The organism is Psychrobacter sp. 1Y10 (assembly GCF_052259005.1).
Taxonomy (GTDB): Bacteria; Pseudomonadota; Gammaproteobacteria; order Pseudomonadales; family Moraxellaceae; genus Psychrobacter; species Psychrobacter saeujeotis.
The window spans coordinates 253,963-277,902 of the sequence record NZ_JBQQES010000003.1; the positions used below are offsets into that span (position 1 = coordinate 253,963).

A 23,940-nucleotide genomic window follows, 5' to 3' on the forward strand; every position below is an offset into this window, starting at 1 on the left:
TAAAAACTTATAAACTGAGAGAGACGCTACGTTAGTAAAATTGATACATACTTATTAATCATTATATTATGTAGTAGGTTTATAAGCTCTTTGGTCGTACTTATCATAGGTTTTAATTGGGGTACATTTTAGCTCAAAATGCCTGATTTTGCTAGTGATAACCTTTATTACTAACGTTTGATATCAATCATGTATTGTTTTTGACAGAAACTATGTTCATAACACAGCAAAAAGGCAACTTATTAGGTCACCTTTTTATTTATCTACCAAACTGAGTCAATACTCACTATTAGGTTCGCTACAAACAGACAGAAGACTACCGATCACTTGATCAATTTTTATTTAATATTAAGGGACCAAATTTACGGTTTGATTACGATGATCCGTTAATGTGAAAGCTTTTAGATCATAACCCTGTTGCTGAGCAATTTGACGATATTTTGCATAAGCTTCTTGTGAAATATCTGGTGAACGAGCCAGCAGCCACAAATATTCTTTATCTGGGGTACCAACCAAAGCCGTTTGATAATTGGGATCATGTGCCAACACCCAGTAATCGGCGCGCCCAACAGGTAACCAGCGAATCCATGACGGTAAAAAAGTAACCTTAAGCTTACTACCTGTATCATCTGCAGGCTTTGCAAGACCTTCTGCAGTAACCGATTCACCATCTTCATCAATACACTGGTTCAATACCGTAATACCAGTGTCTTTTACATTAGGAGTATAGGTAGCAGTCACATCGCTGGCACAGTTGCGCTGAAAATACATTGGTAAACGACCGATCTCATACCATGTTCCACTATATTTTGTTAAATCAAGACTATCTACTGTAGTTGGTTCAGTAGCTGACTGATGAATAATAGAAGAAGGTGTAATATCTATAGTCATATTGGCTGCTACCTCTGCATCTACTTTACCAGTACTGACGCTAGTGGCATCATGTGAGGCAGGCATTTCCGGCGGCGTTGCAGCATAGGCTGAAAACGCAGCTAACGGTACAATAATCGCTAGTGCTATTCCAGTGTGTTTAATCAGACTATTCATAAATATACGCTCCGGTACTTCGTCATTTAAGCCCGTAGAAGTAAGATCGTTATTTATTGATTTCTCACTGCCTGAAAGCAAATGTATAGACTTATTATAGTTGGCATCATTGCTAGCATTACTATAATTATTCGCTGTATTTACATCATTTGTTAAACGCTTGTTAACCAATTGATGATTTTGCCCAGACTGAGAACCGGCTGCCTGTATGTCAGAATATTCTGACGTAGGTAACTTATTGGTTTTCATAAAAATACCATTATTTTGAATTAATAGTGCGGTTTATTAGTTGATATAAGTATGGTTATAGTAAGGCTTATAATCAGTTGCTTACTCCATACGTTTATCTCACATAATTTTTAACTGCAATATTAAAGATATAATGGAAATCGGAACAGTGTAGCATTGTAGGGAAAAGCAACCGTTTGTAAATAATATTGTCTTTGTTAGTAATACTAAATACATAGTAACTGGTATGTAAAAGATTTAACGAAAAACAATAATAGACCATGGTAAAGAAAACGATGCTATTTTTCATTCATAAGCTTAAAGAAACTGCCGGATACCTGCTATACTCGTGGCGCCATACTGCGTCGCTTGAGTAAATAAATTGGGCGATAATCCACCCAAACCAATGACAGGCATATCTGCAAGTGCTGCTAGATCTGACCATGCCTCCCAGCTTAAAGGCTTAGCATCAGGATGCGTTTGAGTGGCCAGTACAGGGGATAAGAAAATACCGATGACTGGTGACTCTTGTCGCTCTAAACGACTATTGGCAAGTTTATTGGCTGCATAAATACTATCAGCATCATGACAACTTACTATTAATGGATGATGTAAAGATTGCAATTGAGCAGCATTATCTTTAACTTCGTCAGCCCACTGTAGTAACGATGTCTGTGTTAGATGGTACGCTATAATTTGATGACTAGATGCTGGGTGATGGTTTGAATAATGTTCGTTGATGTCATTAGGCATAATGACTTTAATATCTGGTCGCTGACCCATCAGCTGCTTTGCGACGTTCTTTGAGCCTATATCTTGGACTCGAATATATACCCAAGCATCTGACGCTATGTGAGCTTGATGATATTGTAACCATGCTGTCGCTGCGTCAGGGTATGTGCTGAACTGTGATAAAGGATAGGTAATTGCTATTTTTGAAGGCAAGCGTAGCCATTCAAGAATCGTTTTATTAGCAGCTGGCAAGTTGTAGCTTCCTGCTAATAGCTCAGACTTATTTACCCATGCTAGCATCTGTCCTTCTAAACCATAGCCTTGATGTTTATATACGTCATACTGATGAGACGTCAGCTCGACACGATAGACTTGTAAACTTACTTTTTTATCACCGTAATCATGGTGCAATCGCCCAAGCTTAACGATCGTATTATGATGAATGACGATGCCCGTTTCTTCAGCAACTTCTCGTATTAGTGCCTGATTTGCAGTTTCATGAGCCTCTATCTTGCCGCCTATAAATTCATAGCGATTGCCTTGATGCTGAGACTTATCTCGAAATCCAAGCAAATACTTATCTTTATAGTAAATAACAGCAATGGCGACATTAATCGTGACAGTTATATCGTTGCCTAGTTGTTTGGTCGATGCATTTGACATAGCTCTCTCCTTAATCAATTCTCTCATAAAGCTTTTCGTTCAAAATTCGGTCAAGTTTTTTAGAATTAAGTCTAAGATTTTTTCAATAATAGTGTTAGTAATGATTGATTTAGATATATTTACACAATAACTGTATTTTATTTTATCAATTGGCTTGCAAAATACTTCAATGTAAATGATAATTATTATCGTTAGCAACCACTATTACTTTAACAGTTATTTAATCAAAAGGAATTCACTATGAGTATGGTCATCTCTCGCTACTTAAACTGCCGTGAAAATCGTTTGCCTACTTTACAATCGCAGCACTTGTTTGCTTTAACCAAGGAAGTCCGTATTGAGCATGAAGGCGAAGAGTATCGCTTGCGTTTGACTCGTAACAATCGCTTAATTTTGACCAAATAACCTAATTGTACCAACAAAAAACGCCTCTATTGAAAGGCGTTTTTTATTGGAAGATAATCAACACTGGCTATTGATAGCAGCCTTTTATCATAGTCGACAACCACAGTCATCCCTAAAATAGCGCAATGAGTACAATTTAAAACTGCCAGCTATAGACCACATCTACAGCATTTTCAGCCGCAGAGGTCGCCTCGACATAAATACGGCGTGTCAATTGATAACGAATAGACAAGCTGTTTTCCGCGTTAAATACGCCAACCCCATAACGAATGTATAAATCAGGAGTGACGTAACCTGTGACATTAACATTAGTATCTTCACTGTTACCTGAAGCATCCACAGTTAGACTCTGCAAACCAAAAGCTTGCCCAATTTGATTGGTCAAGCTTCGTGTACCAGTCAAGCCAAAGTTGAGACCAGCTGCCGCCAGACTATTAGTGACCTGTGACTTAAATCCTTGTTCACTAACTTGAGTTGCTTCACCATCGTCGATACGACCGGTCACTAGAGCATTCATCGCTTGTTGTTGCGTCAAGCCTGCATTGTTAAAGACAACGATATTTGGGTTTTCAGTGTTGCCTGTCACACGTACGCCGACTGTTTTATCATCAATTATTTTTACAGCCTCGATACTCAAATTGGGCTTCATCACATCGCCATTAAAGCGTATCTGTCCATAATTTAGCTCTAAATTCTGTCCAAACGCATCGATACTGGTACGGCGAGATACCTGCACGACCCCTTTAGCGCGCATGACACCAGTACCATTTTGACTGATATTAAGAGCACCTGCCAAAGGAATGACAGCACCAAAGCCACGGAAGTTAATATCATCACCCAAATCAATACCAATATCAGCGTTAATCGACCAAGGTTTTGATATTGCTAAAACGTCATCGATATTACCAATTAAACGTCTATCGATCACCACTGCATCTTCAGTTTGGGTGATAATATCTTCACTCGCTTCAGGAGGACGAATCGTCGCTGATGGTACGCTAACTGCACCTTCAATGTTAACGTAGCGATCGCCTGGTCGCACGATAATATCGATATCAGGATTGACCTCAGCCAATAATAATGGTGGCTGCGTTAACACCAATCTTTCACCAACAATACTCAGCTTGGCTTGCAGCTCTTGTTGCCAATTAATGGTCCCAATCAAGGTACCTGTACCTGTACCACTATTAAACTTACCGTCAATAGCTGCTTCTGTCCCGCGGATTTTTGCTGTAGCGTTTATTTTGGATAAATTGACTGGTAGATCAAGCATCGCAACACGACCATTAGCAAGTTTTACATCGCCATAAAACTGGGGCTTGGTTAAGGTGCCGCCAATGCCGCCTGCCATCGTAATATTACCTTCTAATACGCGCATTCCCGGGAAAAACGGCTTTAGGATAGCCAGATTAAATTCATTAAGTACTAATGCCCCTGATATTGGTTTGGGCGCTTTGTACGGATCTACTATGGCTTCAGCGTAACCGCGAGCACCATTACCAGTATTGACATCTGCACGCAGTTTTAATCCTTCAGGGACTGATAATGCGATGAGTGATATACGCTCATAAGGGATGGTTACAGGTGCAGCATCACCATCTTGAATCAGACCTATTTTGCCATTGTCAGAATATAGCGTTGTATTGATGGTAGGCGGTTTGCCACGTTGCCAGCCGACAATAGCTTTGCCATTAATCTGACCATGCCAATCAATATCTTTGGGTAAGAACACTGAAAACAGTGATGTATCAAGCTTTTGTAAAGCCAAATTAACATTACCACCAGCAGCTGAAGCTATAAGGTTTTCGCGCAAACATAATTTGCCAGTCTGATCCTCTGCTTGCCAGCAGTGTGCTGCTAACTGTACTTTTAGATCAGTTTTGCCACTATTCTGTGGTTTTGGTAAATTTACAATAGCCTGTGCAGGTTGTAACTGGTTTAAGGTTGCATATTGCGACTGGACACGTCCTTTACCTATCACCCCTGACCAACTCAACTGGTCACGATTAAAACCACCTTTTAATCGTGTTGAGATATTTAGCTTCTCATTAGCCATCTTAAGGTTAACGACATGACTTTGCTCAGTACCACTAAACGAGGCATCGATGTTCTTAAAACTTTGCCCAGCTGCATCTAAACCTTCTGCACTAATAATCAGTTGACTAGGACTATTGGCTAAATTCACAAGTTTACCGCGTACACGGCCTTCACGTAAGATAAATCCAGGCAACACAATACGCTCACCGACCAAATCTACGTAGATCGTTGGCAACGCCTGGCCTGCTGGCTGTGACAAGGTCGCACCGCCAGTGACTTTGCCCGTCAGCTTATCTGAGAGTTGATCGAGACTAGTGATATTGATTTTTGTTTGCAACTGCTTGGCATTACCATCAGCCGTCAGGTAGTTGTCGCCCCATCGTAGTACTAAGTTATTTGCATTCAGATTATCGATGAGAGCATTGACCTGCTGATATTGAGACTCAACGTCTTGGGCTTTTAAACGCTCAAAATAGTTGGTCAGATCTTCAGGTAAGTTTAATTTAGCCGCTAAGCTCCCTTTAGCACTCAAAGGCTGACCTTTTAGAGTACCGTTTAGATCGATTTGTGTTAGGTTGATAATCTGCTGTGCTTTACGCCAGCTACCATCCGTTTTTATATTGCCCGTAATCGTACTCGGTGTATCTTTTAGGAAGTAACCTAGATTAAAGCGATCCATCACCGCACTAATATCCCAAGCAACCCCTTTGCTCACATCGACTGAGCCTTGGGCGTCAATACTACCTGCTGTGCCTATATGACGAAAACGCTTGATACGGATGAGCTGCGAGTCCCCATTGGCATCAATGGTCAGTTTACCAGCAGGTAGCTGTTTGGCATCTAGCATCCCATCGAAATTTACAGCAAAACGTTGTAGTTTACCCTTTTCATCAGGATGGTTTTTGGACGCAGATTGCCACTGCCCACTGGTGTTCAAATCACCGGAAAGAATAGCTGGATTATTCGGTAAAAAATAACCCAAATCAAAATTATTAAAGCGGCCGTTTACTGTCCAGCCAATATCTTGGCGCAGATCAAGCACACCTTTTACATTAACAGCGCCTGCCTCACCAGTATAATCCAACTTACGCACATTGATTAGCTTTGGTGTACCAGCGGCATCAATAGATAGTCGACCATCAGGAACATCAGCAGTATTGAGCTGACCATCAAAACGTGCATCGAAAACCGACAGCTCACCTCCAACGAGATCAATGCTTGCGTCACCCGTCCCTGCTATACCAATTTCACGACCCTCTTGTGTGGCATCAAGCTGAGCTTCTAGATCCGTATTATTGAGATTAATAATATGCCGCTGACCTTTGACACCGTTTTTGGTGATATCTAGCAAACGACCACTGGCGTTGAGGCGGCCTGTTAGACGCTCAAGTGGTAAATCGTTACGATATTGTTTGGGTAGTAAGCCATTAGTGCGCGCGTCTATCTGCCACGTCAAAGGTCGGCGCTTAGTTGCTAGCTGTATTTGCCCATTACCCGATAAATCACCAACGATGCCTTTATAGTTGAGACTATTTATATCAATGACATCGCCATTCTTACGAATTTTGACATCATAATTGCCTTTAGGGGCTGCGTTTAACTCATTGATAAGGGCATTGGCATCAACAGACAAACGTGCACCGCGCACAATGACATCGGCTTGTCCATTTGGACTGTTAATATCACCGATATTAGGGACATTACTGCGAATAAGGTTTTGCCAATTGGCATTGATATACCAAGGAGCCACCTGTTTAGACTTTAATGAAGTCTTACCACGTACTATATTGGCATTGATGTGCTCACCATCACGCTGACGCAAGTCTGCATCAATCTGCGTATTACCAACACTATTTTGTTGTTGATAATGCACCGATAGTCGACCATTAAGCTTTTGCGGTGCATACGCCTTAAAGTCAGTATACTCATCAGGAATGGCGCGGCGAACATCAAAATTACTACCTGTCGCTCGCACTTTTGCATCAAAGCTATTTTTCCAATCCAAAATACCTTGTAATATTAAATGTCCAGCTGGAACATTAGCGTCTAGACGATCGACATGCATTTGGCTATTGGCGATGATAGCGCGACCCTGATAATGTCCTGAAGGGATATCTTTGGCAGTTAACTCAGTATTAATACGCAAACGTATCTCAGAGATGACCCCATTTGCCGTAGCAGTACCACTTTTTAGATGAATGTTTTGGGCATCTGCGTAAGGAATGAGAACATCATCCCACTGTAATTTGGCTTGAAAAGGCGCATCATTATCGAGACCTTGCACGACAAACTCACCTCGGACATCCCCTTCATTATAACGACTACGCACCTTACCTACAGTACGCTTTAAGCTACCTGTCGCTGTAATGTTTAGGGGATCGATATACGCTTTTTCTAAAGCACTGACTTCAGCGATGGCACTGAGGTCCAATGGATAGTCGCCTTGTAAATCTATATTGCCCTGTAATGCATTGATTTTTACAATATCTGCATAACGCAAATCGCCGCGACCAATGGTGACTTCACTCCCTACCCACGTTAAATCTCGAGCACTAATATCATGTACCACGATAGGATCTTTGGTGATTTGTTTATAAACAATGTTTTTTATTTTAGCTTGATCAAAGCGTAGATTGACTGGTAACTTGAGTGTTTTATAATCAAATGGCTCACCAGTTGGTGGTTTATTATTGATGATTTCTATGCGCTGGATATCAGCATCTCGAAGGTGTACTTCTTTAGAAAAGACAGCGCGCCAGCCTACCTTAACGTATGCTTTGTCTACCGAAACCTCAAGATCTTCAGTCGCTTTGATATCTATATCTGTGACCCAGATACCATCTCGCAAATTGCCTTTGCCGTATGTAAGTTTAATGCCTGTTTCTGCACTGACCTTTTCTAAGACAAACCTCGTCCCTGACTCTGTGCCCATCATATAAAAGAATACTGCAAACATAAGCAGTAGAACGACAAGTATCAATACTAATAATTTGAATACAAAGGACAGTGGATACCAGCGCTTTACTGCACGAGCATCTCTTTGAGCTGGATCTTCATCGGGTGAACGTTTGGGCGGGGTCTTTTTGTTCAACATGATACTCAACTACGTTAAAAGATTATTTACCAGCAATCGGTAGGATAGATAAAAATGGCTCATAGACTTTTCTACTTTAATAAACTCAATCATCTACATATAGTCAAGTCTATAATTTTTACTAGAGTGGCGAGCCAATAAAGAAGTGTAGTCTAACTGGAACACTATCTTCTGTCACGCCTGCGGCTACATCTACGCGTACGACACCCACAGGTGAGGCCCAGCGAACACCGACCCCAACGCCAACCTTGGTTTCAGTCTCAAAATCTTTGTCATAAGCATTACCCACATCGGTAAATACTGCACCGCGAAAGCCTGGAATAAATTCATAATTATACTCAGCACTACCGACTGCTAGTATTTGTCCACCAGTTAGATAACCATTTTCTAGCGGAGACAAGCTTTCATAATCGTAGCCACGAATGCTTTGATCCCCACCAGCGAAAAAGCGCAATTTATAGGGTACTTCATAAAAGTCATCTGCCCATATGTAGCCTGTATTGACGCTTCCAAGCACTTGATGCTTATTGTCATCACCAAAGCTATAGACACCACTGACACCTGCACTAACTATAGCCAAATCGGTATCGCTAAGCGCTTTATCTGCGCCCGCCTCAATACCATAGTACTGACGTATACCACGCGTTGGATTGGTCACACTGTCAACGTCCGTTTTATTGACGCCGTAACCAAATAATAGTGCCTTTTGCTTAGGTTTAGAGGATGTAAAACGTATGGGTAGATCATCCAACTCAGTATCATCAACGCCAGTCTCCAGCTCATCTAAACGATAACGTACAGAGTAACTACGATTCCAACCATTTTCACGGCGAATATTACGGGCCAATCCAGCTTTCAGAGTTTTGGTTGACAAATCAAAGTTACCTTCACCTTGATCAATCACCTCCTCTTCATAAGTGAGACGTCCCTCTAGCTTGTCGTTGAGCGGATGCTTCCATGGTCGACTGGCATAGACACCGATATTTTTATTGATCCGAGACACCTCAGTCTCTACCCCTGCTTGATAGCCTTTACGATTAATTAAGTTATAGTCGATTTTAGCAGTCGCTCGTACATCCGTATCTGTACCATAACCGATACCGACTTGCGCATCACGCGGTTTATCAGCAGAGACAAAAACATACAAAGGGACTTTTTTGCTTTCTTGAACCTCTACTGGGGTTTTACGTCCTGCAAGGGTTGGCGGTACAAAATCTTCGTCCAATATACTTTCATCATCAGGGAAGATTTTTTTGGCGACTTTGCTTATAGAGTCGCTAATTTTGCCTAAAAGATTATCAGCTTCTTGTGTTTTTTCGTCGAGCACCCGATTATTTGGTAACCCGCTTAACCGATCTGCCTTACTTTTGATAGCCGATAACTTGTCTTGTGTTTCTTGGTCAACTTCAAATTCGATGGGAGCCACATCTATTGCATCTACAGTAGCGCCGTTGTTGGTCTCAATGCTATCAGTAGTATTGTCAGCCCTATCAATATCGGTACTACTGACATCGACATCATTACTATCGTCTGCAATGCCAGAGGCAGCTTTAGTATTGTTGGCATTTATTATCGAATCATCAATATTGTCATTATTAGACGCATCGATATCGTTAATAGCATTGTCGACATCGCCATCAATAACGCCATTATTATCAGCAGTTATCGGCGTATTATCGAAAGCTAACGTGCTGTTTTCGCTCATATCATCTGGTGGCAATATTGTCTCAACATTGACGGTGTTAAAATAACGAGTCGCTGACAAATCATTACCAAGTTTGGTGATATCAGGACGATAGAACGGATCACCTGCTTCAAAGTCAAACATCTGCTTTAGTAATGGGGTCTCTACTGGTAGCTTTTTAGGATCGGTAGTAAGCGTTCCTGTCTCCTCATCATAGGTAAAAAACACCACATCATCAAATTGATAACGATCGCCTGTGTTATAGACCAGTGAGACATCAGCTGTATTGTCTGGCAAGATAATATCAACTGATTTATTTAACCAGTATTGATCAAAATAACCATATGTATCACTTAATGCTTCAAGTGCCGCCTTACTATTTTTATAAACGCGGTGATTAAAGACATCTCCTTCTTGCGGTAACATACTTGTTTCAAGGGTTTTAAACTCAGGCTGCTCAATACCTTGACCGCGAATATCTACGACGCGGCTATCGACACGTACTGGCTCACCAAGTTTTTCAATAATGACGTCAATGGTATCAACGGTTGGTTGGCGTAAACGTAAGGTAACGTCGTAATAGCCTACTGCTTGCGCAGCATCTAAAGCAGTCTGGCGCAAACGTGGTAAAGCTGCGGTAAAATCAGCAACAGATTGTACAGTTGTATCATCAAGCGCAGCTTTAATATTGTTAATCGGTTGGCTATCTTCATCAGCTTTGATAAGTTTTGGCTGCGTATCGTCTGTATTTTCAGCGCTACTACCATCTGTCTGCTGTAAATAAACGCTGGTTTCTACATGTGGTAGAGCCATGGCGCCTCCATTAAACAAACGACTATATAAGCGTTTAACAATGTTGCTACTATTACGTGCCCGTGAGCTAGGTTTGGATGCTTGTACGATGCTATCGGTCACTGCTTGAGTTTCTGTTGCTACTTGATAGTCAGGTAAATAATCATCAGGGTTTAAAGCTTCTGTTTGCTCGCCTGACTGCTCTATCGTTTCATCTACTATAGGCAGCTTACCCGTACTTGCATCAGCCTTAGTATCAGCTATAGTATCGTCAGTACCTGTTACTGGATCACGTTCTTGCTGCGCAAGCGTCTGTACAGGACTCTGTTGGCTACTATCTACACCATTGCTACTGACTGCATCACTAACCTCAATCGGGCGTGACATAATCTCATCAGATTCAGCATTCTCATTCTTACTTTCTAGTCGTCCAAGAGTATCAAGATTGGTCGGTGCTGGTAAGCTTGCTGCATCTAGACTTGGATCCAAGCCGATGGGCGTATCACGGCTATCCAAAGTCGCTACCGGTTTATCAAAATCGCTATCACTGTTCTGACTATTGTCGCCTAACGTATTGTCTTGATTGTTTTTCGCCTCTACCGCCGCAAGCTCACGATCAATTTGTTCAGGCGTCATCATCTGATAGCCTTGCTGCTGTACTGTGGCTGCCTGCTCTAATAAATTATCATCACGTGTGCTGGTTGAACTTTTTTCAATATTGTCTGAGTCGGTCGTCTTACTATTGATAGGTTTGGTCGATAGAGAGTTTTTTGACTCGCCTTTTAATGTTTGCTCACTATAATCTTCTAATACTGACTCATCGATGACACCTTGCTCTACTGCTTTTTTTAGGCGTAGCGCATCTAAAGCTGCATCAAGCTCAGTCTCTTGATCAGTCATTAGCGCATTATATTTGGACAAGCTTGAAAGCTTGGCTGATGCTTCGCTACTGGTATCAACGTCATCTGCACCAAAGGCAGGAGTTGCCACACCAAAGCCGACTAACGCACTTGCTAACGCGGTAAAAAGCGTTGAGCGGGTAAAATAGCTGCGCGACTGCGTTAAAGGCTGATGTCTTATCATACTTATTTCCTATCACTTCACGCGGCATACTATACTGACGATGACTACCGCCTGCACTAACCGGTGAATGTACTTATCATATTTAATATTAGTGATACTGGTAATCAACTTTGACACCACTATGTCAAGCTTACAAATCATAGCTTAGTTAATTATCAAATCATAGCATCTAGCACATGTATTTATAGCAAAGCCTTGCTATTATACGGTCTAAAAACCATCAACCTATCCTATATTTCAATAAGTTTTTGATAATAATCACAATTATATAGCATACAAATACCTTATGCTGCCTGTATTTAGTTCACTCTATGCACCAGACGCTAGCCACTTGTAGGAGTCCACATGGCAAATCAGTTTCAATTATTTAAGCGTCGTCGCTTTAACGCTATGTTTTTTACCCAGTTTTTGGGTGCTTTTAATGACAATATTTTTAAACAAGCACTGATTTTAGTTTTGACCTATACTGCCGCCAGTCAAATCGGCGTGGAAGTGAGCATCTTGAATAATTTAGCCGCCATGCTGTTTATTTTGCCTTATTTTTTATTTTCTGCCTTGGCGGGACAGATTGCAGATAAGTTTGAAAAGTCGAAACTCACCCGCTTTGTTAAGCTGCTTGAGCTGGTCATTATGACAGTGGCGGCTATAGGCTTTGTGTTTGAATGGTATGCTCTGCTATTTGTAGCGCTGTTTTTAATGGGTACGCATTCTACCTTTTTTGGTCCGATTAAATATGCTTATCTGCCACAAGCAATGCAAAAAGACGAGCTTGTCGGGGCCAATGGTCTGTTTCAAATGGGTACTTCTCTTGCTATTTTACTCGGCATGATAGTCGCTGGAGTATTAACGCAGCTGCCACAGTCACTATATTGGATTAGCGCAACGGTTGTAGTTGTAGCATTATTGGGCTATATGGCAGCGCGCTTTATTCCTATGACGCCAGCGATGCAGCCCAATCTGACTATTAATTGGAATGTTTTTACTACTAGTATAGCCACGGTACGTTACTTGTATTCTTTGCCTTTTTTGTTCTTTGTAATTTTGGGCAATAGCTGGTTTTGGTTTTATGGGGCAACGTTTTTGACTCAGACGCCTGAATTTAGCAAAGTCATCTTACAGGGTGATGAGTCTGTCGTTATTTTTCTATTGACTCTCTTCTCTGTTGGCGTGTCTATTGGTTCTTTACTGTGTAAAAGTTTGACGAAAAATCAAGTGAGCTTGCGACTGTTGCCTTTTGGCATCGCAGGACTCAGTATCTTTGCTATTGACCTTTATTTTTCGTTATCAGGGCTAAATAACGATTTGAGTTCGAACACTCTCTTAGGGATTAGCGATGTATTTGGTAGAGGCGGTAGCTTACGGGTATTTGCTGATTTATTCTTTTTAGGGTTTAGTGGTGGTTTGTATATTGTGCCCCTCTATGCCTCTATGCAGGCTTATGCGCCCAAAAGTCATCGTGCACGTATCGTAGGTGCCAATAATATCTTCAATGCTATATTTATGGTTACCTCGGCTATATTTGCTATCGTGGTATTAAACAGTCTCAATCTGTCACTGCCACAGTTATTTTTGGTCACAGGCCTACTCAATATCATCTTCGGCGTGTTTTTATATATCAAGCTTAACAAGCATGTTGGGCAAGCCGTTATGCAGACTTATGATGAACTACCCAGCAGTGAAAGCTAATGTAGCATGGCAGTTTTCATCAATAATATACAAGGGATTCGTTGAATTATAATCATGTCATAGCACGAATTTTGATGCCGATAATTGAGATTGTTTGCTATAGTGATGAAAGATTATTTTTACGATTTACATAAGCCAATACCGACACAAAGTTATATCAGGAGCTAATTATGGCACTGCGTTCGTTATCTAAGATAGACAATTTGCTTCTTGGCGTTGATAAGGCGCTACGGGCAGTCGTTCCACACTCCAACCCCAGTACTCGTCCATTACCGGTCAATGATGATACGATTCCTGAGCTAAGTATTACAGAATCGCGGCACGTGGCAGGTCTTATGCGCATCAACCATACTGGTGAGGTATGCGCGCAAGGTCTATATCACGGGCAAGCGTTTAGTGCAAAAGATGATGGCGTAAAACAAGCCATGCAGCAATCGGCTGAAGAAGAAGTAGATCACTTAGTATGGTGTGAGACTCGTTTGCAAGAGCTGGGCAGCCATCCCAGTATTTTTACGCCATTATGGTATGGTATGTCTTTTGGTTTGGGTGCCGTTGCTGGTGCTATCTCAAACGAGTTTAGCTTAGGCTTTGTCGCTGAAACTGAAGCTCAAGTTAGTGAGCATTTACAAGATCATATCGAACAGCTACCAGCACAAGACCAGCGTTCACGCGCCATACTGGCACAAATGGATATCGAAGAGCTACATCATCGAGAGCTGGCGATTAATAGTGGCGGTGCAGCATTATCGCCCCCTGTTCGCCGTACCATGCGTTGGATGGCCAATCGTATGAAAGCCACAGCCTATCATTTATAGTTTGGCAACACTGCCCGATATACTTTCTCGTTAAAGCAGCCCACTAAAACCTGTACTTTGATAAAAGGTTTTAATATATTAAGTCCCTTATGATTTTGATGATTGAAGCTAATCTGTAGGGTTTTTAACAATCCTACTATTGAGAGGATTTATGCTAATTTGATAGGGTATAAAAAATTTGTACAGTTCTTAACCAGCCAGTATTCACTATATATGTTCATTATATAAACATTACTTATCAAAAATAATTTATCAATAACCAAGGTAACGATTGCCATGAGCCAACCCATAAGCCCCATCAAACATAATAAATCAGCTGCTTTAACTGCTTTAGCAGCGGCATGTACTTTGATGCTGTCAGCGCCCGCGCTAGCGGCAACGCCTGATACAGCTGCTGCACCTGCTGTTAGCGCCAATGCACCTAGCGCCATTGACTCAAGCAAACGTATTATTCGCCGCGCACAGCCAAATGCAACGATTAGTAACGCCCAATCTAGTAACGCTCCATTGAGTCCATCCGATGCAAAAGCCGCTGAACAAACAACAGAGCAAGATGCTACTCAGCAAAACCGCGCAACTGCACCGACTCAACAAACGCCATATACGCCTGTAGTCCCTGTAGCACCGAAACCTACTGGTACCACACAGGTCTATCAACGTGGCCCTATTACCAGCACCGGTATCGATATCAGTGCAGGCCAGCTAAACAGCATACCAACGCCGCAAGTTCGTGTCTCAGATATTAGTTTTGTCCCAACACTATTGATTTCACAAAAAACGGGCCTTGGTACAGACAAGCTGGATGTCAGCTTACTTGATGACTTTATTGAAGACGTCTCGCCCAACGCACGCCACTATCCACCAAACTTCCCTAATCGCTCACAACGTCACTACACGCGTGAAAAAATCAAAGTATTGACTGAGTGGATCGAACCTTATGCCAGCGAGCCTGACGCTTCCTTTGATGTTCTATTGCGTGCTGCCAAACTTAACGGTATGGGTCGCAACCTAGACTTAGGCTCAGAGTATGCAGTTCGTGCTGGTCAATACGTAGATCGCGCTATCAAAGCCAAGCCAGATAGTGGAGAAGCCAACTTTTTGTATGGCATGATGCTATCAGAAGGTGGCGGGTTTAAAGAAGGTAAAAAGTATCTGGACAAAGCTGTTGAGCTTGGCTATACCGAAGCTGAACAAAGCTTAGCGCAGTCTGATTTGTTGAGTGATCGCCGTAATGAAGCCTTAGATCGCTTGCGCCGTCTTGAACAACAAGTACCGGATAACTCAATCATTCGTCAACAGATTAAACTGATTGAAGATGGTAAATACTACATTTGGGATTTGCCTGCACCTGACATCGACGTTAAACCAAATACCCCTATTACCTAGGTTTATTGCTATAAGTGAATGGGATACCGCTCATTTGTATTGTTAATTGAAGCGTTGCCTCAATAATTAGCTGTCAGTTAAGCACGTTTGTTTTATATTGATATCATGTCAATAATAAAGCGAACGTGCTTTTTTATGGATTGACCTATCTATTATAGAAGACTATCTGTCTTCAGCATTGTTTTTTAAAGCACACTGCTCAACAATCAAAATTTAAGCATTAATCCATATAGTGTAAACGCACAAGTTGCGCTAGACTCAACACTATATGAGTGTTTTTAATAAAGCACTGATGGAAAATCTATATTTATATAATTTATCTACTAAGGTCTGCCATGTCATTTGCCTCTCTTACTGCGATTACAGCAGCCTACATTAAGAAAAAGCCAATGGCTATCACAGCGCCAGTAGCACTAGCAGCGACTTTGGTGCTAGTGCCTGCTTGTAGTACAGTCTCAGTCAATAAACAAACTCAGGCAAAAACTATCAATACTCAGCGTGGTAGTATCGTCACTGATAACAAACTTAGTACCGCTACTTCCTCAACATTACTGTCCGCTGGCCTCAATGAGCAGGCTTGCATGCAGTATTTTGATCGATGTCTAGCACAGCTCACTGATAGCATGCTCGACGAACACTATAGATCAGCGCTTGCTGTCTACGCTGAGCTTCACTATGCCAAAGCTCGTCAACTTGCTAATTTAAATGAATGCCAGCAGGCTTTGGCACGGCCACCTCTTGACCCTTATTATGCCAATGCTCCTTTATCAGCCGAGGAAGCTGATACCCAACAGCGAAATACCGAAACTTGTGTCAATAGCTATCAAGCGCGGCTTTTTGACGCCATTAAACTTAGCTATACTTATCTGTTTTACGACAGCCTAACCCATGATTTTGAAGAGGCTAATTCGGATAAGGCTGTCGCGCGTCAGCCAAACCGCATCCCAACCGATATCGATATCCAAACCCAAGATATCTATAATGCTGCCACCAATAGCGTCGTTACACAGCTATACAGATCAACAGACAGCTCAAATAACCTAATTGGCGGTACAAAAATAAACTATCTGCCACCCAGTACTACTATTGATAATGGTAATAAAGCGGCAATCGCCAATCGAGCACCGTTACGTGGTAAACCCACCGATCAAATCAAAATCATGAATATTGAAGTTGATAATTATGATCTTAACGTCTATCTACCGAACGAAAATACCTACTTGCAAAATGCTCATAAGCAGTCATCTGCCCTTGCCGATTTAACCTCAACTTATGAGTTGCGTCTATCGGGTCTGAACTCTGTCAGCAAGCGTCCAGGTTTGGGCATTGGTTTGGTGGCATCATTGGATGACCGTTATACTACCACCATTCGTCAGCTACTAGAATCATCACTATCAGGCAAACTATCTAAAACGATAAATAATGGCAGCATGGATGATAGCGCAGTAAGTACACGTATTTATCCTACTGGGCATTTACTGATGACAGGTCTCATAAAACCAGCTGGTGACAGCATCCTTGATGTACTTAGTAGCAATCAGCTCGATATTCACTTATACAACCCCTATCGTAGTAGTAACGTCCATATTCTTGGCAATGACTATCCACTTGCTGCCAATTTTTCAGCAGGTTATGGTCTATGGTTAGCAGAAAACCAGCTCGACGGTGTCGGATATTTAAACTTACTGACGCGGCGTCAAGAGGCAACGCTACCTAAGCTATTCATGCTTGAGCCCTATGATCCTAATAAGCGTGTCATCGTTATGATACATGGCTTGGCCTCTAGTCCTGCCACCTGGGTCAACCTAACTAACGATATATTCAATGACGATAAGCTACGTGACAACTATCAAGTATGGCAAATATTTTATCCGACCAATCTGCCTATTTTAGAAAACCGCTATCAGATTCAAAAATTACTCGAAACTACTTATCAGCAAACAGATCCTAACGGACAAAATCGTGCCAGTAAAAATAGCGTAATTATCAGTCATAGTATGGGCGCTCTTATTTCTCGTATGATGCTGTCTGACGATAACTTAGTGGACGATCTAGACAGGCTTGATGACCAAAACATGCTTTCTATTAGTGAAAAAAGTAAGATTCGTGACGCTCTTAAACAATCTTTTGGCGAGCAGCAACTAAAAACGCGTTTCGAGTTACAAGCACTACCACAAGTAGATACTGCTGTATTTTTGTCCGCGCCCTTTAGAGGCACTGACTATGCAGATCGCTGGTTTACCCGTGCTTTGCGCCGTATTGTGTACTTGCCGGTAGGTTTGATAAAAACAGTCACTGACAATTTAGCCACCCTTGCAATTAAAGGCGATTTAGCACAAAACCCTTTAGGGGCGCTATATCTACAAAACGGTGCCAGTCAATTGAGTAACAAGTCCTCATTTATTCAATTAACCAAAGATATCACGATGAATGAGCGCATTACCTACCACTCAATTATTGCCAATAATGATACAGATATCACTCAAGGTTTGGCACAGATGCAGCCTGGTGGAGCTAGGATAGACTTATCCCAAGCGATAAAACCCGATGCAAATGATGATACTGATATATCTTCTATACCAAGCGCGCCACTCGTCGCAGCGGTGATGGTGGATGAGGATATTAGCCAAGCACTCACTGAGCGTCTATCCGATGGTATCGTGCCTTACACCAGCGCCCACCTTAAAGGCGCGGCTTCTGAAACCGTTATCAGTGGTGGTCACAGTATACAAACCAATCCGCAAACTATTTTGACGTTAAGACGCATCTTACACGAGCATTTGAAGCAGTAATATCCGTTATAAGCAATTGTTAAATATATCTTTATTATTAGCAACTATTAATGACGGATGAGTAGGCATTAGGATAACAACGCTTACTATGCACAGCTTGCGTGTATACCTAGGGTGGCGCATAATATATGCACATTAATACATATTGATTTACGTATTTTACAGACAAATGACTTTAATTTATAAGGATATAGATTATCTACTACAGCTAAATAGTATTTGTATAAACTATCTTTATATAAAACGTCCTTAGCTAAATGTCGTTTGTAGCTAAATAACACTTGGCTATTGCCCGTAACGTTTATACCACTGATTACGGACAGTTACTTGAGCGTATCATGGAAGCCATCGCTAGTCAGCTAACAGGTAAAGGTAACCGTTTATGTTCGCTACGTTTATGATCGATCAGATGGACGCGCTGATGCTAGCGCGTATCCAGTTTGCTTTTGTTATCTCTTTTCATATTGTTTTTCCCGCCTTTTCTATCGGACTTGCCAGCTTTTTAACTGTGCTTGAATTTCGCTGGTTAAAAACAGGTGAGCCTATTTATGCAGAAGTTTATAAGCACTGGGTAAAAATATTTGCTGTCGTTTTTGGTATGGGTGTCGTATCGGGCGTGGTCATGTCCTACCAGTTTGGCACCAACTGGGCAGTATTTTCAGACAAAGCTGGCAACGTTTTGGGGCCTCTACTAGCTTACGAAGTACTGACCGCCTTCTTCTTAGAAGCTTCTTTTCTTGGTATCATGCTGTTTGGTTGGGGACGCGTGAGCAAGCGTATGCACTTCGCTTCAACTGCGATTGTAGCCGTTGGTACGCTCATTTCAGGGTTTTGGATTTTGGCGGCCAACAGCTTTATGCAAACACCGCAAGGCTTTATGGTTGGTGCTGATGGTTTGCTCTATCCGACCAACTGGCTTGAGGTTATTTTTAACCCCTCATTCCCGTTCCGCTACGCACATATGATGACAGCAGCGTTCTTGACCACTGCCTTTGTGATTGGTGGTATCGGTGCCTACTATATCCAATCCAAAAAACATACTGAACATCGCAAACATGGTCGCGTGATGTTAGGTATGGCAATGGTGATGGCTATTTTTGTTGCGCCAGCGCAGGTATTGATTGGCGATATGCATGGTCTAAATACGCTTGAGCATCAACCTGCTAAAGTTGCAGCGATGGAAGGACTTTGGGAAGATGAGCGCGGGGCGCCATTGGTCCTATTTGGCATCCCAGACCAAGAGGCACAAAAAAACCATTATGAAGTTAAAATCCCTTATTTATCTGGTTTGATTTTGACTCACTCGTTGGATGGTGAAGTTAAAGGGCTTAAAAATTGGGCACCAGAGGATCAACCTTATGTCCCGATTGTATTTTGGTCATTCCGCGTCATGGTGGGTATTGGCACGTTGATGGTTCTAGTAGGATTGTTTAGTCTCTACAAATACTTCAAAAAGCAGCAATTTGATCCTAAGAGTAAATGGTTCCACCGTGCGTGGATGATGATGACGCCACTTGGTTTTGTCGCACTACTCGCCGGCTGGTTTGTGACTGAAACAGGCCGTCAACCGTGGACGGTATATGAGGTGATACGTACGGCTGAAAGTATGTCACCCGTTGCCGCCCAACAAGTGGCAACGACATTGATTGGCTTTATTGTGCTGTATATCTTTGTTTTTGGTGCGGGTAGTTTTTATATCTTACGCTTAATTGCTCAAGGGCCAAAACCTTATGAAGATCCTTCAGATGATAACTTCTATGAGCACTCTATTACCGAAGGGCAAGGTCGCACATTGAGTGGTGATAGTAATCCTTCTGAAAACACTAAGAAAGATGATACAGAAGATCTTGATACGCCAGCGAATGATGAAAAAGACGGAGGGTTGCGCTAATGTTTAACTACGGCGATGTATTAGACTTACCTTTGATTTGGGGCGGGCTCATTGCTCTTTCTGTCTTTATCTATGTACTGCTTGATGGCTTTGATTTAGGTTGCGGGATTTTATTCCCGTTTGCAGGCTCGGACAAAAACCGTAGCCGAATGATGAACTCTATTGCCCCATTTTGGGATGGTAATGAGACCTGGTTAGTATTGGGCGGTGGCGGCTTGTTTGCCGCTTTCCCAGTCGCTTACGGTATCATTATGACTGGGCTATATCTGCCCGTTACCGCTATGTTATTTGGTCTCATTATGCGCGGGGTTGCGTTTGAGTTTCGCTTTAAAGCCTCTTCACGCCGTCATGTCTGGGATACCTTCTTTTTTGTAGGTTCTGTGATTGCCACTTTCTCTCAAGGGATCATGCTCGGTGCCTTGGTGCAAGGATTAGAAGCAAGCAATCGTTTATACACAGGCGGACCTTTTGACTGGTTCTCACCATTCCCAATCATGTGCGGATTTGCGCTTATTATTGGTTATGCACTACTTGGTTCTACTTGGCTTATCATCAAAACTGAACACAAACTACAGGTTTGGGCGCGTAAAGTCTCCGGCTGGATGTTAATGGCATTAGTAGCCGCAATGATTGCCGTCACGGTATCTATGTTCTTCTCCGATATAGATGCACTTGAAGGCTGGTTTAGCTTCCCAGGCTTGCTCTATCTTGCGCCAATGCCACTTATTGTTGTATTGCTATTCTTTTTAATGCGTAAAGACTTAAATACTGAGCGCGAGTACCGTCCATTTTTATTGACGGTTGCTCTATTTTTGATGGGTTATATTGGTGTTTGTTTTGCTATATTCCCTTATATAGTCCCGTATCAGATGACAATTTATGAGGCAGCAGCGGCTGACACTTCGCTCTCCTTTATGTTGATTGGTGCAGTTATTATGCTACCGATTATCTTAAGTTATACCGCTTTTGCGTATTATACTTTTAAGGGAAAATCTGATCACAATCCTATGTACTAATGACTAATAACGGTATAAATTGGATAAATTAGAATGACTGTGGTGGCTTTGTTAAATGACACCAGCCACAGACAAAAAGCAAATGGGGAGGTTCCCATGAAAAAGCTCAGTAAAAAACAATCGCAGTGGGCATGGTTCATTGGTCTATATCTGGCAGGTTTTTTAGTTATCTTTACTATTGCCCAATTAATTAAATTGGCAATGGGCGTTTAAACTATTATCTAAGTAATAAAAAAGCAGCGCTAATCTTATGATCAGCGCTGCTTTTTTATTTATCCAGTTTTTTTATTAATCAAACACCGCAATGATTATCAGCGCCTTTACTGTGAATAAAGTCATTTATCTGCTCTAAGCGCTCTGGTGTGCCGACGTCTATCCAATTATCAGTGATAACCTCAGCGGTAATCTGAAACTTAAGCATCGCTTGCTTGAGTAGTGGTGCTAGTGCTGCCGGTTGTCCTGCAACCAAGCCATCAACCAATCTGGGTGACATCACGCTAATACCAGCAAAAGTATACTTGTCTGCCTCACCAATTGGAGTCTCACTGGCAAGCCCATTATTAATAGCAAAGTCACCGCTATTATTATGCTCTGGATTATCGATTAATAATAGATGTGCGCGCTGATCGGCACTCAGCGTATAATCTTGCAATTGCGCAAAGTCATAGGTCGTCCAGACATCAGAATTGACTAGAAGAAAAGGCTCATCTCGTAATTTACCCGTTTGTAACGCTTGGAAAATGCCGCCTGCGGTCTCTAAAGGCTCATCATCTTCAACCGACCAATGCAAATTTACCCCGTATTGCGACCCATCGCCTAGGGTATTCATTAGCTTGTCAGCAAGCCACGAGACATTGATAGTAATATCAGTGATGCCCGCGGCTTGTAATGCCTGTATATGCCAGACAATTAGCGGCTGTCCACCTACTTCAACTAACGGTTTTGGGGTCTCAAGAGTCAATGGACGCAGACGTGTCCCCTTACCAGCCGCCAAAATCATCGCTTGGGTTATAACAGACATGCACGCTCCTTATTAACATTATTATTTTAATAATCGAATTAATTTATCAATACCTATTACAATGCAAACTTATCTTGATAAGCAGGTAATACGCTATCTTTTAGCCATAGATTAAAGGGTAATATAGCTTGCTTCATAGCATCACTGCCTTGCTCAGCCAGCCAGTCTAACTCAAAGACAAGATCGCGCATGACTTTTGGAATATCAGCTAAATAGCGGTTTTTACCATCACGCTCAGACAACCGAATAAAAATGCCCAATACTTTTAGATGTCGTTGTACACCCATTACATTTAGGTCATGTTCAAACTGCTCAGCATTGTTCGCTGTCGGTAGCATTGCTTGCTGTTGCAATTGCCAAAAATCATAGACCCAGCTTGACACTTGATTTTCTGGCCACTCTACATAAGCATCACGTACTAAGGACACCAAATCATAAGTATATGCACCGATGACAGCATCTTGAAAATCAATGACGCCTAAGCGCGAATAATCTGCTTGATCTTGCATCAAGTTGCGACTGTGATAATCACGATGAACAACCACCTGAGGTTGGGTCAAAATATCATTAATTAGGGCAGATTTTAGATTTTCCCATAACTTCTCATCAAGGCTGACACCAATATAAGGTATGAACCAATCACGGAACAAATCCATTTCTCGATTGAGCATTGCACTATCATAATAAGAAAGTTCATGCTCTACGCGAGCTGTCTGTACGGGCGTTTTTTGTAGCTCGACCAATGTGGTCATCGCTAACTGATAACACTCATTAACCTTTTCGGTTGGCGCATCAACTAATAAGTGCGCAAACTCGATCGCCCCAAAGTCTTGCAGGACCAAAAACCCTTGTGCCATATCTTGAGCAATAAGATCTGGTACATTGACTGCTGGCGCCATCAATTTGGTCACGTTGACGAACTGCTGCATTGCCTCTTGTTCATCAGCGGAGTCCATAACGATATACCTTACCATCGGGGTATCATCACTACTGGTGTTATCAAACAGCTGTATACGGTGGTACTGACGCGCACTAGCATCCCCCGGTAAGCTATCAAGCACAAAGGTCTGATCTACGAATACTTGCTGCAACCAGTTCTCTAATTGCTGCTGACGAGTACTATTATCGACATCAGTATTGATATTAGTATCGGTATCGGGCTGTAAAATCATATTGTCTGTCATAAAGGCCATCGCAGGTTAACAGTCAATAAGCTTAAGTACTTGATAATTGTAAGAACAATAATGTTGAAAATACAATTGTTAAAAATACCTAGTATTAATGACTAAATTAGTAATAAATAAAGTGAATACTTGCTAAAATGACGGGCTGTTTTTATTTGCTGGACGTTTTAGATTATTTTTAAGGCTCGCTTTAGGCGCTGTGCTAAGCAGTAATCGTAAAAACGTCTTGCTACGTCAGAAAATTTGATGAATAGTGTAGCTGATTTGGTTTTTTTTGACTATGATAAGTCGTCAATAGTTGTAATATGATTGTATATTTAAATTCATATTACCGTATAGTGGTCAAAAATATGACTACCCTCAGCTTACTTTTATTGTCGCAGG

At 41.8% G+C, this 23,940-nt stretch carries 14 protein-coding genes; 8 read left to right on the forward strand and 6 right to left on the reverse strand.

All coding sequences use genetic code 11. The features are described from left to right. Positions 1–348 precede the first annotated feature (348 nt). Both ACTXGH_RS06775 and ACTXGH_RS06780 read right to left on the reverse strand, forming a co-directional pair. Entirely contained in the window at positions 349–1,296 is a 948-nt protein-coding gene (locus tag ACTXGH_RS06775; protein ID WP_439296047.1) for a lipocalin family protein, read from the reverse strand. 297 nt (positions 1,297–1,593) lie between these two features. After that, positions 1,594–2,670 (reverse strand): NUDIX domain-containing protein, encoded by a 1,077-nt coding sequence (locus ACTXGH_RS06780; RefSeq protein ID WP_439296048.1) that lies wholly within the window; start codon positions 2,668–2,670, stop codon positions 1,594–1,596. A gap of 246 nt (positions 2,671–2,916) precedes the next feature. Here ACTXGH_RS06780 and hemP point away from each other — a divergent pair, with 246 nt between their 5' ends. Then, entirely contained in the window at positions 2,917–3,075 is a 159-nt protein-coding gene (gene hemP / locus ACTXGH_RS06785) for a hemin uptake protein HemP (RefSeq protein WP_227672156.1), read from the forward strand. A gap of 136 nt (positions 3,076–3,211) precedes the next feature. On the opposite strand, the gene ACTXGH_RS06790 is transcribed toward hemP, so the two are convergent. Further along, positions 3,212–8,206 (reverse strand): translocation/assembly module TamB domain-containing protein, encoded by a 4,995-nt coding sequence (locus ACTXGH_RS06790; RefSeq protein WP_439296049.1) that lies wholly within the window; start codon positions 8,204–8,206, stop codon positions 3,212–3,214. 121 nt (positions 8,207–8,327) lie between these two features. Continuing rightward, positions 8,328–11,765: an autotransporter assembly complex protein TamA gene (locus tag ACTXGH_RS06795; RefSeq protein ID WP_439296050.1), complete on the reverse strand. Its 3,438-nt coding sequence runs from the start codon at positions 11,763–11,765 to the stop codon at positions 8,328–8,330. Between the two features lie 345 nt (positions 11,766–12,110). Here ACTXGH_RS06795 and ACTXGH_RS06800 point away from each other — a divergent pair, with 345 nt between their 5' ends. The 7 genes from ACTXGH_RS06800 to ACTXGH_RS06830 all read left to right on the forward strand — a co-directional run bounded on the left by ACTXGH_RS06800 (position 12,111) and on the right by ACTXGH_RS06830 (position 21,564). After that, complete coding sequence (locus ACTXGH_RS06800) at positions 12,111–13,451, forward strand: MFS transporter (RefSeq protein ID WP_439260658.1); 1,341 nt, start codon at positions 12,111–12,113, stop codon at positions 13,449–13,451. Between the two features lie 176 nt (positions 13,452–13,627). Continuing rightward, positions 13,628–14,266, forward strand: a complete 639-nt coding sequence (coq7, locus tag ACTXGH_RS06805) for a 2-polyprenyl-3-methyl-6-methoxy-1,4-benzoquinone monooxygenase (RefSeq protein WP_439260830.1) — start codon at positions 13,628–13,630, stop codon at positions 14,264–14,266. Positions 14,267–14,542: 276 nt separating this feature from the next. After that, positions 14,543–15,652 (forward strand): tetratricopeptide repeat protein, encoded by a 1,110-nt coding sequence (locus ACTXGH_RS06810; protein WP_439296051.1) that lies wholly within the window; start codon positions 14,543–14,545, stop codon positions 15,650–15,652. 335 nt (positions 15,653–15,987) lie between these two features. Continuing rightward, positions 15,988–18,444 carry an esterase/lipase family protein gene (locus tag ACTXGH_RS06815; RefSeq protein WP_439260656.1) on the forward strand — a complete coding sequence of 819 codons (2,457 nt, stop codon included), beginning with the start codon at positions 15,988–15,990 and terminating at the stop codon, positions 18,442–18,444. 382 nt (positions 18,445–18,826) lie between these two features. Then, positions 18,827–20,335 (forward strand): cytochrome ubiquinol oxidase subunit I, encoded by a 1,509-nt coding sequence (locus ACTXGH_RS06820; protein WP_420884167.1) that lies wholly within the window; start codon positions 18,827–18,829, stop codon positions 20,333–20,335. After that, positions 20,335–21,351: a cytochrome d ubiquinol oxidase subunit II gene (gene cydB / locus ACTXGH_RS06825; RefSeq protein WP_439260655.1), complete on the forward strand. Its 1,017-nt coding sequence runs from the start codon at positions 20,335–20,337 to the stop codon at positions 21,349–21,351. The genes ACTXGH_RS06820 and cydB overlap by 1 nt, the downstream gene beginning before the upstream one ends. A 96-nt stretch (positions 21,352–21,447) precedes the next feature. After that, positions 21,448–21,564, forward strand: a complete 117-nt coding sequence (locus ACTXGH_RS06830) for a DUF2474 domain-containing protein (protein WP_149031854.1) — start codon at positions 21,448–21,450, stop codon at positions 21,562–21,564. 79 nt (positions 21,565–21,643) lie between these two features. On the opposite strand, the gene murU is transcribed toward ACTXGH_RS06830, so the two are convergent. After that, complete coding sequence (murU, locus tag ACTXGH_RS06835; protein ID WP_439296052.1) at positions 21,644–22,372, reverse strand: N-acetylmuramate alpha-1-phosphate uridylyltransferase MurU; 729 nt, start codon at positions 22,370–22,372, stop codon at positions 21,644–21,646. Positions 22,373–22,428: 56 nt separating this feature from the next. After that, on the reverse strand, positions 22,429–23,556 hold the full coding sequence (locus ACTXGH_RS06840; protein WP_439296053.1) for an aminoglycoside phosphotransferase family protein: 1,128 nt from the start codon (positions 23,554–23,556) through the stop codon (positions 22,429–22,431). Positions 23,557–23,940: the final 384 nt, after the last annotated feature.

Excerpts from the sequence above, each read along its gene's own strand:
- ACTXGH_RS06775 (WP_439296047.1), bottom strand. The coding sequence starts at position 1,296 with ATGAAAACCAATAAGTTACCTACGTCAGAATATTCTGACATACAGGCA.
- ACTXGH_RS06780 (WP_439296048.1), bottom strand. The coding sequence starts at position 2,670 with ATGTCAAATGCATCGACCAAACAACTAGGCAACGATATAACTGTCACG.
- hemP (WP_227672156.1), top strand. The coding sequence starts at position 2,917 with ATGGTCATCTCTCGCTACTTAAACTGCCGTGAAAATCGTTTGCCTACT.
- ACTXGH_RS06790 (WP_439296049.1), bottom strand. The coding sequence starts at position 8,206 with ATGTTGAACAAAAAGACCCCGCCCAAACGTTCACCCGATGAAGATCCA.
- ACTXGH_RS06795 (WP_439296050.1), bottom strand. The coding sequence starts at position 11,765 with ATGATAAGACATCAGCCTTTAACGCAGTCGCGCAGCTATTTTACCCGC.
- ACTXGH_RS06800 (WP_439260658.1), top strand. The coding sequence starts at position 12,111 with ATGGCAAATCAGTTTCAATTATTTAAGCGTCGTCGCTTTAACGCTATG.
- ACTXGH_RS06810 (WP_439296051.1), top strand. The coding sequence starts at position 14,543 with ATGAGCCAACCCATAAGCCCCATCAAACATAATAAATCAGCTGCTTTA.
- ACTXGH_RS06815 (WP_439260656.1), top strand. The coding sequence starts at position 15,988 with ATGTCATTTGCCTCTCTTACTGCGATTACAGCAGCCTACATTAAGAAA.
- ACTXGH_RS06820 (WP_420884167.1), top strand. The coding sequence starts at position 18,827 with ATGTTCGCTACGTTTATGATCGATCAGATGGACGCGCTGATGCTAGCG.
- cydB (WP_439260655.1), top strand. The coding sequence starts at position 20,335 with ATGTTTAACTACGGCGATGTATTAGACTTACCTTTGATTTGGGGCGGG.
- ACTXGH_RS06830 (WP_149031854.1), top strand. The coding sequence starts at position 21,448 with ATGAAAAAGCTCAGTAAAAAACAATCGCAGTGGGCATGGTTCATTGGT.
- murU (WP_439296052.1), bottom strand. The coding sequence starts at position 22,372 with ATGTCTGTTATAACCCAAGCGATGATTTTGGCGGCTGGTAAGGGGACA.
- ACTXGH_RS06840 (WP_439296053.1), bottom strand. The coding sequence starts at position 23,556 with ATGACAGACAATATGATTTTACAGCCCGATACCGATACTAATATCAAT.